Here is a 12,369-nt window from a genome sequence, read left to right as displayed (position 1 = left end):
AAAAAAGCGACGAAAGTCGCTTTTTTTATGGCTTCAAAACAGAAAACAGCTTTTCATTTTCAGGCTTGTACTGTTTTCTTTACGATCCTTCCATATGCCGCAATAATGGAGACCTGAACCTGATATACAGATAATAATGGCCAATACCTCCATCGAACTGTTTCTCAACCACCTCTGGCTTGAGAAAGGCCTTAGCGAAAACACCCGCACGGCCTATAAAAGCGATATAGAACAATTCGCTTCCTGGCTTTCTCAGAACAGACTCACACTTGAGAAATCATCTACTTCGGACCTGAGAAACTATCTGGCCTGGCGACACCAGCAAAAGTTTCAACCCAGCTCAACAGCCAGAGCACTATCCAGCCTGCGCGGCTATTACCGTTACCTTTTAAGAGAAAACATGGTCAGTCAGGACATTACTCAAAATATTGAGATGCCCAAACAGGGACGGCCTCTGCCCAAATCCCTGACGGAGACTGACGTTGAAAACCTGCTTGCAGCCCCTGATCTTGATACCGATTTAGGAGTTAGAGATCGATGTATGCTGGAGCTACTTTACGCCTGCGGACTCAGAGTATCGGAGCTGGTCAACCTCAACCTGAATCAAATCAACCAAAGGCAGGGCATCGTTCGTATTCAGGGCAAGGGTAATAAAGAGAGGCTGGTGCCTATGGGTGAAGAGGCCCTGAACTGGCTTCACCTCTACCTGAAAGACAGCAGACCCTTTCTGATCAGTGACCCGGAGAATCGGGTACTGTTTCCCGGCCGAAACGGCAGCCCGATGACACGTCAGACCTTTTGGCACCGGATCAAACAACATGCCATAACAGCTAACATTCAAAGCACGGTTTCCCCCCACGTTCTTCGACACGCCTTTGCTACCCACCTGTTGAACCATGGAGCCGACCTCCGGGTGGTCCAACTGCTACTGGGACACAGCGACCTTTCAACGACCCAGATATATACCCATATTGCCCGGCAGCGGTTGAGCGAACTGCATGAATCTCACCATCCCAGAGGCTGAATGCAGGTTCAGCCTTTTTAAACAGTAAAATACAAGACTAAGCTTCATTTGACAGACACCCATTGAACATCCGAATCCGGCTTCATCAGACCCAAAAAAAACAGATATTAAGTATTTATAAGCATCACTATTTAGCAATTATAAGACCTACGCCTTTTAATTTAGCCATTCGGATTAAAATCAGAAAACATTGTGTAGGCTTGCGCTTTGAACTTACCGGATACCATCAGGCTCTACCTGAGACCCTGGGCAGTTACAGCACTGTTGCTTTTGCCTTCTGCCATCCTGTCAACAGCCCAGGCAGCTGACAGATATGAAAAGTTAGCTAACATGTGTCGTGCCTGCCATGGTCAGGATGGTAGTAATAAGTTCAATACCATCCCGAATCTCAAGTGGCAGAATCGCCAGTACCTTTTCGCTCAATTACAGGCTTTCAAAAGCGGGAAACGACAGGACATCACCATGACTAAAGTCGCTCAACTGTTAAGTGAAGAAGATATGCTGCGTCTGGCTGACTTTTTCTTCGAAGGCAAAAAGCCTTGAGCATACCCAAAGCCTCTGTAACCTGAACAAACCAGATGCCAAAAGGTTAACCGGATACCAGACAATGAACAGAAGAAAGTTTCTACAGCAGGCACTGACCGCATCCGCTGCTTCCATTCTGTCTGTGAGGTGGGTTTTTGCTCAAAACCGTCCCCCGGGTCTGGAGCCTGTTGACATCTCCACAATGAAATGGGTCAGGGCGGAAGATCTGCCAGATTATTACACGGTATTGAATACCAAGCCGTTAAATGCCCATCCTGCTGAGCATATGCTGGACCCGGCAGTCACACCGGCAAACATAGCCTTTACACGCTGGAATGGTCTGATGCCGGATTTCGACAAGATAGACCCGAAGACCTGGACCTTTACTGTCGACGGTGAATCCGTCGTCAAATCCAGGACTTATACCATTGATGAACTCAAAAGCAGGTTCAAACACCACAAACAGAACCTGGTTCTGGAATGTGGCGGCAATAGCCGTAAAAATTTTTTTCCCAACACCAAAGGCAACCAATGGAATAACGCTGCCGTTTTTTGCTCACAATGGACCGGCGTCCTGCTCAGCGATGTACTGAAAGACTGTGGCGTGAAAGACGACGCAGTTTACACCGGTAACCATGGGATTGATAAACAACTGAGCGGCACAGGACCTGCGATTTCGCGGGGTGTACCCATTGCCGCAGCCATGAATGATAACGCCCTGATCGCCTGGGCTATGAATGGCGAAGATATTCCATTTCGCCACGGTTTCCCCCTGCGCATTGTCTTTGCTGGCCGCCCGGCTTCTGTCTCCCAGAAGGCAGCCACAGGTATCAGTGTTCGTAACAAGGTGCATGATGGCGCCAAGATGGCAGCACCGGCCTATCAGGTTCCCAGATACCCTATAGCACCCGGAGAGAAAGTGCCCAATGAAGATTATGAAATTATCGAAGAGATGATCGTCAAATCTTTGATCACTTTCCCGCAGAGCGGGATTGAACTGTCACTGGGTAAAACCCAGGAAGTGAGGGGGCACGCCTGGGCCGGTTTGCGAAAAGTCGTCAAGGTTGAAGTCAGTTATGACTATGGTACTCGCTGGCATCAGGCCGAATTGAGTCAACCGGTCAACAAGGGTGCCTGGCAACAGTGGCGCATAAATCTGAAGCTGCCAGAGCAGGGTTACTACGAAATCTGGGCCAAAGCCACGGACAGTGAAGGAGATTCCCAGCCTGTGGTACAACCCCAGTGGAATCCGAAAGGCTACCTCTTCAATGGCTGTCACCGAATTGCTGTGAGGGTTGCCTGATGCCGGACTTAAAAAAGCTCAAAATATTGATAGTCTCGGCGTTACTTTGTGGAGCAAGCCTGGCCGCACCCGATGAAGTGCCAAAAAAAGAGTACCCGGTTGATCCCGGGTCCGGACTGATAATGGCTCCGGGCTGGGAGATGGTTAACGCTCAGTGTAACGTCTGCCATAGCAGTCTTATTATCAGCCAGAACAGTGGTGACAAAAAAGCCTGGCGTGAGACCCTGCAGTGGATGATAGATACCCAGGGACTCTGGGATCTTTCTGAAACCTGGGAACCGATCCTGGACTATCTCAGCACCAACTATGGTGTTGCAGATATTGATAGGGAGACTTTTCGAAGGCTCCCCCTGGACGCGGCATTAATGCCTCCACCCAGAAAGTAAAGACCCAACTCCGAACGGGTCACGGTTTATGTCGCCGCCTGTTAGAGCACTCACCACTCGTTCCCACGCTCTGAGGGTGTCGCAAAACACTGATTCCCACACTTTCAGGCCCTGTGGGTCCCAGCGTGGGAACGAGTTGTCTTCACTCCCGTCATTCCCGCGAAGGAGGCTGTCGTAGTCGGGCTGGTCTGTGACACCTTCATAATCGGCGAGGATGGCCAAATATGGCGATGCGGGGAGATCTTCCCGAATGCCAGTAGTTTGTCGGCTCACGAAAACGCAGAACACAGCGGGCGAAGAAGGTGCGACATAACCGTAACAGATACGGATGGCCAACAGAGGCTATGTTGGACGCTCTGCAGAAGTTCAAGAGACCTGACGGAACACAAAAGGAGATATCACAACCAACCAGTAGTCAATTTTCTGATTCATGGCAGCTAAAACTGACAATTCCAATAAAGTGTCTAAACTTCTGCCCCAGAACCTACGATCATATTGGCAGTAGCTACCTGACTTGCTTCACACTGTCGGTCGAGAAAAAAACAATACCCAGGAGGATGACTCATGCGCCTAAGCACCCTGATCTTATCTGCCACTCTGGCGACTGCCCCCTTTTTGCGGGCTGAGCCATTAGCAGACCAGGTCACTCAAGAAGTACAAAATGCCATTACCAGTGAACTGAAAGGTCTGGATCCCAACATTCCCATTAAAAAGATTGAAAAGACTGGCTGGGAAGGCGTGTTCAGAATAACGCTGGAAGGCGGCAGCGTGATCCATTCCAATGAAACCGGCAAACTCCTGCTGCGTGGTGACATGCTGGAAATTAACAATGGCCAGATCGTTAACCTGACAGAAGAACTCCGTAATAAAGCCGTGGCAGACCAACTGAAGTCTCTGAAAAAAGAAGATCAGATTGTCTTTTCACCCGAAGAGGTCAAAGGCGTTGTTTATATCTTTACAGATACCGACTGTGGTTACTGCCGAAAGCTCCACCAGGAAGTGCCTGAACTCAATAATATGGGGATAGAAGTACGTTATCTGGCTTTCCCCAGAGGCGGAAAACAATCCCCCGCCTACGCCAAAATGGTTAATGCCTGGTGTTCACCTGAGAGAACGCAAGCCCTTTCAGAGCTGAAAAACGGCAAAGAGATTACTCATCAAGCTTCCAAAGAAGACAAAGATCAAACCCGATGCGAAGTTCTCGTTGAAGAGCAATTCGAGCAGGGCCTGAAGCTGGGTGTGAGCGGAACCCCTGCTCTGTTTCTTGAGAGCGGCAAAGCCATACCCGGTTACCGCCCAGCTGTGGAGCTTGCCAAAATTATGGGCATTACACCTCCTCCTGCCCCTGAACCAGCTCCTGACACTAAAGCTGACTCTGCGCCAAAGTCATAGAGTACTTCAGGGTGCGAACCTGCTTCGCACCTGCTTCCCAAATCAGTCATACCGCCATACATTAATAGCCTCTGATCGTCAGCAGGACCAGCGAAGAACCTGCAAACAGTTCGGGCAAACTATCGCTCTTAAGGCCGGTTTATGGCTATAATCCCCCATCCATTGATAATAAATCAGAGCGCTTTCTGTTTCTGAAAGCCGTCGACACAGACAGTGAGTTGAGATCAGCTCACGGGGGATAACAGTTTGAAACCGGTCAAAGTAGGAATATGTGGCCTGGGTACCGTAGGCAGCGGTACGTTTAATGTACTGACACGCAATGCCAGTAGCATTGCTGCACGAACTGGCAGACCCATTATTGTAGAGCAGATTGGTGCCCGTAGGGACAATCCTGCTGCTGATACCTCGACCACCCAAGTCACCCGTGACATCTTTGATGTCGCCCGTAATCCCGAAGTGGATATTCTTGTCGAAACCATTGGCGGATACGATGTTGCCAAGGAGTTGATTCTCACAGCGATCCAACACGGCAAACATGTTGTTACGGCCAACAAAGCGCTGATAGCCGAACATGGCAATGAGATCTTTCAGGCAGCCCGTGAAAAGAATGTCGTGGTTGCCTATGAAGCGGCAGTGGCTGGCGGCATCCCTGTCATCAAGTGCCTGAGAGAGGGTCTGGCAGGCAACCAGGTTAACTGGCTGGCCGGCATCATCAATGGAACCGGTAATTTTATTCTGACTGAAATGGGCGACAAAAATCGTTCATTTGAAGAAGTACTCGCCGAGGCCCAGGCCCTGGGGTACGCAGAAGCTGACCCCACCTTTGATGTAGAAGGCATTGATGCCTGCCACAAACTGACCATTATGGCTTCTATTGCCTTTGGTATCCCTCTGAACTTTGAGCGCGCCTATACAGAAGGTATCAGCCGTATAACTCCGGCCGATATTCAATACGCGCAAGAGCTGGGCTACCGCATAAAACATCTGGGCATTGCCCGACAAACTGATGAAGGCGTTGAACTCAGAGTTCATCCGACCCTGATTCCGGCTTCCCGACCACTGGCCAATATCAACGGCGTTCTGAACTCTGTTGTGATCAATGCAGATGCCATCGGTGAAACCATGATGGTGGGACCCGGTGCTGGCGCCGAGCCAACAGCCTCTTCTGTTGTTGCCGATATTATGGACATTGCCAGAGCACTGGCAACGCCAGAAGCAGCCCCTAACCCACTGGGTTTCTCCGAAGATCAGTTACAAAGCATTCCAGTTCTGGCCATCGGTGAAACACTGAGTCCCAATTATCTGCGCATCCATGCTGACGATCACCCTGGTGTCATGAATGCCATTACCCGGATTCTCAGTGACCGTGGGATCAATATGGATGCCATCACCCAAAAAGCGATCCGTGAAAGCGATGGCTTCGCTGACATTGTTATCCTGACCCAGACCATCAAAGAATCGGAGCTGGATAAGGCCATTGCCGAAATTGAAAGCCTGAGCGATATCCAGGCACCTGTCACACGCATTCGTGTTGAGACCATGGCTTGAAAACTGTCGTTTGTCAGACAGCTACAGATTAAGTCCTGAGTGCATAAGCCCCGGAAGGAGTGAGATTCAAGTCTCACCCTTCATGGGAAAGCAGCCATGAACTCATAAACAATAGATGGAATAGACCGTGAAATACATCAGTACCCGGGGACAGGGTGGAGAAAAGAGTTTTAAGGAAGTACTTCTGGCCGGTCTGGCCGAAGACGGTGGCTTGTACATCCCTGCCGAACTGCCCCAGTTTGATCAAGATAAAATCCGCTCACTGAGGGGCCTGCCTTACAACGAACTGGCCTTTGAAGTGATTAAACCTTTTGTGGCAGGTGAAATTCCTGACCCCAAACTGAAGGAAATGATTGATGACAGCTACGCAACCTTTGCTCATGAAGCAGTTGCACCGCTAACTCAACTAAAAAGTCACCAGTGGGTCATGGAGCTGTTCCACGGCCCTACCCTGGCTTTTAAAGATTTTGCCCTGCAACTGCTTGGCCGATTACTGGATTACACTCTTACCGAAAGAGGTGAACGTGCTGTCGTTCTGGGTGCCACCTCCGGTGACACAGGTTCGGCAGCTATCGAAGGCTGTCGGCACAGTAAAGCGCTGGATATTTTCATCCTTCACCCCTACCAGAGAGTCTCTGAAGTCCAGAGACGACAAATGACTACTATTTTGGACAGCAACGTCAACAATATCGCTGTTCAGGGTAACTTTGATGACTGTCAGGCGATGGTCAAACGGTGCTTTGCCGATCAGTCCTTCCTGCCAGACTCGCCAGGAAAAAAGACCCGCCTGGTGGCTGTCAACTCCATCAACTGGGCCCGCATCATGGCTCAGGTCGTATACTACTTCCATGCAGCATTGGAGTTGGGTGGCCCGGACAGAGAGGTTTCCTTCTCGGTACCCACCGGCAACTTCGGTGACATCTTCGCAGGTTACATCGCCCGGGGTATGGGACTGCCAATCAATAAGCTGATTGTTGCAACTAACCGTAACGATATTCTGCACCGCTTTTTCCAGAGCAACGATTACAGCAAACAAGGCCTCGAACACACCCTGTCGCCCAGTATGGATATTATGGTGTCAAGCAACTTTGAGCGCCTGCTGTTCGACCTTCAGGATCGTGATGGCCAGGCCCTTGCCGCACAGATGGCAGCCTTTGAAGAAACCGGCAAGCTCTCGGTTTCAGAACAGCGCTGGCAGAAAATCCGCGAGTTGTTCGACAGCAGTCGTAGTGCCGACCAGGATACCTGCAATGCCATCAAAGACCTGTTTGATCGCACTGAATACCTGGCCGACCCTCATACTATTACCGCTATCAGAGCACTGACAGAAGTTGAAACGGACAGCCGTATTCCCAATGTCGTTCTGGCAACCGCTCACCCTGTGAAGTTTCCCGAAGCCATTGAAAAAGCCGGACTGGACGCCCCGGAGCTACCACATCATCTGAAGGACCTTCTGGAACGTGAAGAGCGTTATGAGGTTCTGCCTGACGACCTGAACGCTGTGAAAAGCTTTATTCAGAATCATCTGGCACAATAAAGCTTACCGCAGGCAGCTTATCCTGAGCTGCCTGCTCTCATTTAGCCAATAACCCTCCTGTGCTCTGACGCTCTCTGTGATAGAGTAAACCGATACTTTTTACTGCAGACAGCCCAGAACTTCCATGCCGCTTCAGATCATTAGACGCACCAGCACCCCTCTCTCTTTAACTAATGGCATAGACCCGCTTCTCGCCCGAATATACAGTGCCCGGGGCATCAGCCACCCTTCGGAAATCAATCGTCAGCTAAAGGGTCTTCAGAGCTATAAAAGTCTCAAGGATATTGAAAAAGCAGCCAGTCTTCTGACTGACGCTGTTTATGGCCAGCAACGTATTTTAATCGTCGGAGACTTTGATTGTGACGGAGCCACCAGCAGTGCGCTGGGTGTCCTGGCCATGAGAGAAATGGGTGCAATAGTGGATTACCTGGTGCCTAACCGATTTGAATATGGTTATGGTCTGACACCGGAGATTGTTCAGGTCGCCAGACAATATCAGCCTGACGTTCTGGTCACCGTCGACAATGGCATCTCCAGCATAGAAGGCGTAGCAGCTGCAAAATCTCTGGGCTGGAAGGTCATCGTCACGGATCACCATCTGGCCGGCGAACAGATTCCTCAAGCCGACGCTATCGTCAACCCCAATCAGCCTGACTGCCCTTTCATCGGTAAAAATACCGCCGGGGTGGGCATTATTTTTTACGTCATGTGCGCACTGAGAACCGAGTTGCGCAGGCGGGGCTGGTTTGCAGGAAAAACCGAGCTCAACCCTTTTCAATTACTGGATCTCGTTGCCTTGGGTACCATTGCTGACGTTGTCAGTCTGGACGCCAACAATCGCATTCTCGCCTATCAGGGTCTGGCAAGAATTCGTGCTGGCCATTGTCGTCCGGGGATTCAGGCACTGATTGAGATCTCAGGCCGACAACAGTCACGCCTGACCTCTTCCGACCTGGGATTTGCCCTGGGACCTCGCCTCAATGCAGCGGGACGCCTGGATGACATGTCCACCGGTATCGAATTATTACTGACAGAGCGTATCGAGACAGCACGGGAACTGGCTGCTGAGCTGGACGGTCTTAACCGGGACAGAAAAGAGATTGAAGCAGGAATGCAAGTAGAGGCCATGAGCCACTTGTCCAGCCTGAAACTGGATCAGCATTCCGACTTGCCCTGGGGGGTCAGTCTTTTCCGCGAAGGCTGGCATCAGGGTGTGGTAGGCATTCTGGCCTCAAGGGTGAAAGAGAAATTACACCGCCCGGTGATCGCCTTTGCAGAAGCCGACAATGACGAAATCAAAGGTTCGGCAAGGTCCATAAAAGGTTTGCACATGCGCGACGCTCTGGACAGTGTTGCCCGGGAAAACCCCGGCCTCATCATCAAATTCGGCGGTCATGCCATGGCAGCAGGTCTGAGCATTTATAAAAAAGATTTCGAGACGTTCGCGGCTGCTTTTGACCGGATTGTAAAACAGGAGCTCTCTGCTGAGCAGCTTGAAGCAGAGATCCATACCGATGGCGAACTGGGTGTCTCCGAGCTGACAATGGATACGGCTCAACTGCTACGCGATAGCGGGCCATGGGGACAGAATTTCCCGGAACCTTCATTCGATGGCCGGTTTCAGATCATTCAGCAGCGGCTGGTAGGCCAGAAACATCTGAAAATGGTGCTCAAGCTGCCTTCGTCAGAATATTATGTAGATGCCATTGCCTTCAACATTGACCCGGGGCAGTGGCCAAACCAGAACATAACAACCGTTAAAGCGGTTTATAAACTGGACATTAACGAGTTTCGGGGTCAACAGAGCCTTCAGTTGATTGTTGACCACCTTGAATCAGCCTGATAGCAGGGGGACTGCCCTCATTGGCATATCATTGTTCTTTGCAGGTTTCTCAACTATTTTAGTGACAAGATAACTCTTTCCAGAAGACACAAGAAAAATGACTGAGCCCCGAAATTTCAGTATTGCTGCCCCCCTGATTGTTTTAATCATTTCACTAGGTTTATTGATTCCCGGAATCACCCAACCCATGATCACACTTCAGGCGGATATGAACCGACAGGCCCTGGTCAAGGAAGGTCAAAAAATTATGGAACAACAGTCCATTCACCCGGCACTGCTGACTATGGCCAACCAGTTTCTCTCTAATCTGAAGGTGGAAGGCCAGAGCCGGGTTTATGACAAGACCCGAAGCATTCTTGGCACTGCCAGCGACCTCTGGAATTTTGGCTACAAATTTGTCGCCATTCTGATTCTTACCTTCAGTGTCCTGATACCTGCTATCAAAAGCTTACTCTTGCTGGCATCCTGTCACTCGCCATCACGAAGAGTTGCACTTAAAGTCAACGCTGCGCTCGGCAAATGGTCTATGGCAGACGTGTTCGCAATGGGGATCATCATTGCCATGCTGGCTGCCAACGCCACTGCGTCGGAAAGCGCTCTGCTGAATTTTCAGGCAGAACTGCACTGTGGATTCTATCTCTTTGTCGCCTACTGCCTGGTTTCAGGATTGACAGGGCAGCTGTTATTGAAAGAGCAGCCATAAACTGCTCAATCTTCCATCTCACTTACCTGAAGTTCCAGCGCATCAATCGAAATTTTAATTTCGGCCAGACAGATGATCAGGGAAATCAATAAAGCCAGCAGGCTTATACCAAAAATGATAAAACCCACCTGATATTGACCCAGGTGAAGAAGAAACATAACCAGAACACAGCAGATAAAGCTGACAATTCCAGCTCCCTGCATGTGTTTGATGAGTATCATTCGTCGCCTGAGGTTTTCCATCTGCCCTTTGATGTGAGGGTTATCCGGATGTTTCTTGAACTCACCGTGAAGATTTCTGATCAATGTAGCCAGCGCCAGAAACTTGTTGGTATAGGCAAGGAACAATAGAGAAATGGCCGGAAACAACAGGGCGGGAGTTGTCAGATTCAGCTCCATGGGACCTTATCAGAGTTTAAATATTGAGAGATGCCATACTATATCCTTCCACCCCTGCGTTCAAACAACTCCAATTGCTGCATCTGCCCCGAGGTTCTCAAATCCAGCAGCCTTACGCCAACACCCAGTAGACGAACAGCTTTATCCCCCCTTTGCCAGGCTCGAATCAGCAATGCCTGGAAGTGTGCCTCGGGTGCCAGATCATCGGACTCTATCATTTCCTCAAGTGTTGTCTGGGTGAAATCGTTGAACTTCACTTTTACAAACCGCTTGGTGACCGAATATTCATTCCTGATTGCCTGAAAACGTCGCGACAGATCCTCAACCAGGGGTTTTACCTGAGTCAGTATCGACTGTTCGTCCTGCAAATCTGCATCAAAAGTGTGCTCAACAGATAACGACTTCCGTCTTCTATCCAGCTCCAGTGCACGATTGTCCTCGCCTCTGGCAAGCTCCCAGAGGCGCTCGCCGAAACTGCCAAACCAACGACACAACTCAACCGGAGAGTATTGTCGCAACATGCCACAGGTCATAATCCCTTTGCTATGTAGCTTTTGAGCAGTGACCTTGCCGACACCGTGTATCTTCTCAACCGGTAATTCAAAAACAAAATCCTGAACCTGGTCGGGCGTGATCACACAAAGACCTTTTGGCTTGTTCCAGTCCGATGCCACCTTGGCCAGAAATTTGTTTGGAGCCACACCCACAGAGACAGAAATCCCCACCTCTTCCAGGACAGACTGCATAATCTCCCGGGCCATCAGCGTGCCACTGCCCTGGCAGTGACTGGAGAGGGAAACATCCAGATAGGCCTCATCCAGCGACAAGGGCTCAATCATCTCAGTGTAACGATGAAAAATGGCATGCATCTGCCGTGAAGCGGCTTTATAGACATCAAACCGGGCTGGCAAAATAATCAGATCAGGACAGAGCCTGAGTGCACGATAGGACGCCATAGCAGAATGCACGCCCGACTTTCGCGCCGCATAACTGCATGTGGCAATCACTCCTCGACGTTCAGCTTTACCCCCCACAGCAAAAGCCTTGCCTTTTAGCGTGGGGTCATCCCTCTCCTCTACAGAGCAGTAAAAGGCATCTGCATCAACATGGAGAATTTTTCTCTGAACGGTTTGATTCGGTTCCTGCATACTGTGATCGAAAAATAGTGCGAAAAAATTGAATCTGCCTGTAAAGACTAACGACAGGAGAAGTAGGAAACAATGATTTCTTACTGACTTTTTATACGACTTTGATCGGTCTCTTCACTCTGGACGAGGGTATCGCAAAACTCCAACAACTCGTACCCATGCTCTGGGGTCGTCATTCCCGCGAAGGCGGGAATCCAGCGCCAACGGTGGATCTCTGCCTTCTCGGGGATGATAAGGCCAGGGGGCACCAGGCGGTATGGTTCTGGTGGTAAGTCAGTGTGGATTCCCGCCTTCGCGGGAATGACGAGAATGAAGCCGGGAATGACGAGAATGAAGCCGGGAATGACGGGAGTCAACTCGTTCCCACGCTGGAGAGAGTTTTGCGACACCCTCTGGACATGTCTGACCTCAAAAATGTTCAGCAAAGTCTTAATGACGCAGAAAGATGCCATGTCACCCCAAGAGAGATGTCGCAACGCTGAATATTTAGGTATTTTCAAATGATCGATAAAAAACGAGGGAAATTTCCGGTCTGCTTCAGCCCGGTTCTATCCAGCAATCA

12 protein-coding genes are annotated in these 12,369 nt (G+C 50.1%); 9 read left to right on the top strand and 3 right to left on the bottom strand.

The annotated features are described in order from the left end of the window. Nucleotides 1-136 precede the first annotated feature (136 nt). The 9 genes from xerD (at nucleotide 137) to ACOJUN_RS19100 (ending at nucleotide 10,261) form a co-directional block, all read left to right on the top strand. The gene (gene xerD, locus ACOJUN_RS19140; RefSeq protein ID WP_422133489.1) at nucleotides 137-1,024 is read left to right on the top strand and encodes a site-specific tyrosine recombinase XerD; all 888 of its coding nucleotides are present in this window, start codon (nucleotides 137-139) and stop codon (nucleotides 1,022-1,024) included. A gap of 207 nt (nucleotides 1,025-1,231) precedes the next feature. Next, nucleotides 1,232-1,567 (top strand): c-type cytochrome, encoded by a 336-nt coding sequence (locus ACOJUN_RS19135; protein ID WP_422133488.1) that lies wholly within the window; start codon nucleotides 1,232-1,234, stop codon nucleotides 1,565-1,567. A gap of 64 nt (nucleotides 1,568-1,631) precedes the next feature. Next, the gene (locus ACOJUN_RS19130) at nucleotides 1,632-2,852 is read left to right on the top strand and encodes a sulfite oxidase (RefSeq protein WP_422133487.1); all 1,221 of its coding nucleotides are present in this window, start codon (nucleotides 1,632-1,634) and stop codon (nucleotides 2,850-2,852) included. Continuing rightward, the gene (locus ACOJUN_RS19125) at nucleotides 2,852-3,238 is read left to right on the top strand and encodes a hypothetical protein (RefSeq protein WP_422133486.1); all 387 of its coding nucleotides are present in this window, start codon (nucleotides 2,852-2,854) and stop codon (nucleotides 3,236-3,238) included. Before ACOJUN_RS19130 ends, ACOJUN_RS19125 begins: the two co-directional genes overlap by 1 nt. 564 nt (nucleotides 3,239-3,802) lie before the next feature. Beyond that, nucleotides 3,803-4,630 carry a DsbC family protein gene (locus ACOJUN_RS19120; protein WP_422133485.1) on the top strand — a complete coding sequence of 276 codons (828 nt, stop codon included), beginning with the start codon at nucleotides 3,803-3,805 and terminating at the stop codon, nucleotides 4,628-4,630. Between the two features lie 246 nt (nucleotides 4,631-4,876). After that, nucleotides 4,877-6,178, top strand: a complete 1,302-nt coding sequence (locus ACOJUN_RS19115) for a homoserine dehydrogenase (RefSeq protein WP_422133484.1) — start codon at nucleotides 4,877-4,879, stop codon at nucleotides 6,176-6,178. A gap of 127 nt (nucleotides 6,179-6,305) precedes the next feature. Then, on the top strand, nucleotides 6,306-7,715 hold the full coding sequence (gene thrC, locus ACOJUN_RS19110) for a threonine synthase (RefSeq protein ID WP_422133483.1): 1,410 nt from the start codon (nucleotides 6,306-6,308) through the stop codon (nucleotides 7,713-7,715). Nucleotides 7,716-7,839: 124 nt separating this feature from the next. Next, a complete protein-coding gene (gene recJ / locus ACOJUN_RS19105; protein ID WP_422133482.1) occupies nucleotides 7,840-9,558 on the top strand; it encodes a single-stranded-DNA-specific exonuclease RecJ in 1,719 nt (572 codons plus the stop codon). Between the two features lie 97 nt (nucleotides 9,559-9,655). Continuing rightward, on the top strand, nucleotides 9,656-10,261 hold the full coding sequence (locus tag ACOJUN_RS19100) for a paraquat-inducible protein A (RefSeq protein WP_422133481.1): 606 nt from the start codon (nucleotides 9,656-9,658) through the stop codon (nucleotides 10,259-10,261). Nucleotides 10,262-10,266: 5 nt separating this feature from the next. On the opposite strand, the gene ACOJUN_RS19095 is transcribed toward ACOJUN_RS19100, so the two are convergent. The 3 genes from ACOJUN_RS19095 to ACOJUN_RS19085 all read right to left on the bottom strand — a co-directional run bounded on the left by ACOJUN_RS19095 (nucleotide 10,267) and on the right by ACOJUN_RS19085 (nucleotide 12,163). After that, nucleotides 10,267-10,659, bottom strand: coding sequence for a DUF2721 domain-containing protein (locus tag ACOJUN_RS19095; protein WP_317141854.1), 393 nt, complete (start codon nucleotides 10,657-10,659; stop codon nucleotides 10,267-10,269). Between the two features lie 38 nt (nucleotides 10,660-10,697). Further along, nucleotides 10,698-11,807, bottom strand: a complete 1,110-nt coding sequence (gene dinB, locus ACOJUN_RS19090) for a DNA polymerase IV (RefSeq protein WP_422133480.1) — start codon at nucleotides 11,805-11,807, stop codon at nucleotides 10,698-10,700. Between the two features lie 80 nt (nucleotides 11,808-11,887). Next, entirely contained in the window at nucleotides 11,888-12,163 is a 276-nt protein-coding gene (locus ACOJUN_RS19085) for a hypothetical protein (protein WP_422133479.1), read from the bottom strand. Between the last annotated feature and the right edge of the window lie 206 nt (nucleotides 12,164-12,369).

Origin of the sequence: Endozoicomonas sp. ALD040, from assembly GCF_049275945.1 — a bacterium.
In the GTDB taxonomy this organism is placed as follows: Bacteria; Pseudomonadota; Gammaproteobacteria; order Pseudomonadales; family Endozoicomonadaceae; genus Endozoicomonas_A.
The sequence above is the reverse complement of the archived record's forward strand: the minus strand, read 5'-3'. Positions and strand labels throughout refer to the sequence as shown.

What these genes read in the sequence shown, in the direction of transcription:
- ACOJUN_RS19095 (WP_317141854.1), bottom strand. Translation starts at nt 10,659, where the DNA reads ATGGAGCTGAATCTGACAACTCCCGCCCTGTTGTTTCCGGCCATTTCT.
- dinB (WP_422133480.1), bottom strand. Translation starts at nt 11,807, where the DNA reads ATGCAGGAACCGAATCAAACCGTTCAGAGAAAAATTCTCCATGTTGAT.
- xerD (WP_422133489.1), top strand. Translation starts at nt 137, where the DNA reads ATGGCCAATACCTCCATCGAACTGTTTCTCAACCACCTCTGGCTTGAG.
- recJ (WP_422133482.1), top strand. Translation starts at nt 7,840, where the DNA reads ATGCCGCTTCAGATCATTAGACGCACCAGCACCCCTCTCTCTTTAACT.
- ACOJUN_RS19120 (WP_422133485.1), top strand. Translation starts at nt 3,803, where the DNA reads ATGCGCCTAAGCACCCTGATCTTATCTGCCACTCTGGCGACTGCCCCC.
- ACOJUN_RS19100 (WP_422133481.1), top strand. Translation starts at nt 9,656, where the DNA reads ATGACTGAGCCCCGAAATTTCAGTATTGCTGCCCCCCTGATTGTTTTA.
- ACOJUN_RS19125 (WP_422133486.1), top strand. Translation starts at nt 2,852, where the DNA reads ATGCCGGACTTAAAAAAGCTCAAAATATTGATAGTCTCGGCGTTACTT.
- ACOJUN_RS19130 (WP_422133487.1), top strand. Translation starts at nt 1,632, where the DNA reads ATGAACAGAAGAAAGTTTCTACAGCAGGCACTGACCGCATCCGCTGCT.